Origin of the sequence: Pseudomonas sp. CM25 (assembly GCF_013179705.1) — a bacterium.
In the GTDB taxonomy this organism is placed as follows: Bacteria; Pseudomonadota; Gammaproteobacteria; order Pseudomonadales; family Pseudomonadaceae; genus Aquipseudomonas.
Genome location: NZ_JABMCW010000702.1, coordinates 1 through 720, shown reverse-complemented (window position 1 = coordinate 720; position 720 = coordinate 1). Strand labels below are relative to the sequence as shown.

At 68.8% G+C, this 720-nt stretch carries 2 protein-coding genes; one reads left to right on the top strand and one right to left on the bottom strand.

Going from position 1 to position 720, the window contains the following annotated elements:
* Positions 1–514: DMT family transporter (locus tag HP546_RS30805; protein ID WP_172233801.1), on the top strand; the 514-nt coding region annotated here is incomplete at its 5' end.
* On the opposite strand, the gene HP546_RS30800 is transcribed toward HP546_RS30805, so the two are convergent.
* Positions 515–720: SelT/SelW/SelH family protein (locus tag HP546_RS30800; protein WP_172233798.1), on the bottom strand; the 206-nt coding region annotated here is incomplete at its 5' end.

Here is a 720-nt window from a genome sequence, read left to right as displayed (position 1 = left end):
AGTGCTGGTGAGCATCGGCCTGATCCTGGTCACGCCGGCATTCGACCTGGCCAGCGAGGCCACCGGCGGCCTGCTCTGGGCGCTGCTCTCGGGGCTGTTGTTCTCGCTGCTGTCGCTCACCAACCGCGCCGGCTCCGGACGCTTGCCGGCGGTTCAGGCAGCGCTGTGGCAAAACCTGGTGGTCGGCCTGTGCCTGCTGCCGTTCGCAGCCCCGGGCCTGGCTGACGTCGCAGCCATGGACTGGCTGTGGATCGCCTTGCTCGGCATCTTCTGCACCGGCGTGGCGCACAGCTTGTTCGTCGCCAGCCTGGCAGTGATCAAGGCGCGCACCGCCGCCGTGGTGTTCGGCATGGAGCCGGTCTATGGCATCGCGGTGGCCTGGGCGGTGTTCGCCGAGACCCCCACCGTGCGCATGCTGCTGGGTGGGGCGCTGATCATTTTTGCCATCGTGCTGTCCAGCCGCCTGGCCGCCGAACAGCCACCCAGGACGCGGCCACTGGCGGAGGGCGCCTGATCAGCGATCGTTATGGCCCAGGTCGCGCTGTGGGTCGATCTGGTCGCGCACGCGCTGCTTCAGCACCTTGGCTTCGGGGAAACCCGCGTCAGCCTTGCGCTCCCAGATCTGCACGCCGTTGCAGGTGATGCGGAAGATGCCGCCGGTGCCAGGCTCCAGCGCCACCCGGCCGAGGTCGTCGGCAAAGGTGCTGAGCAGTTCCTGGG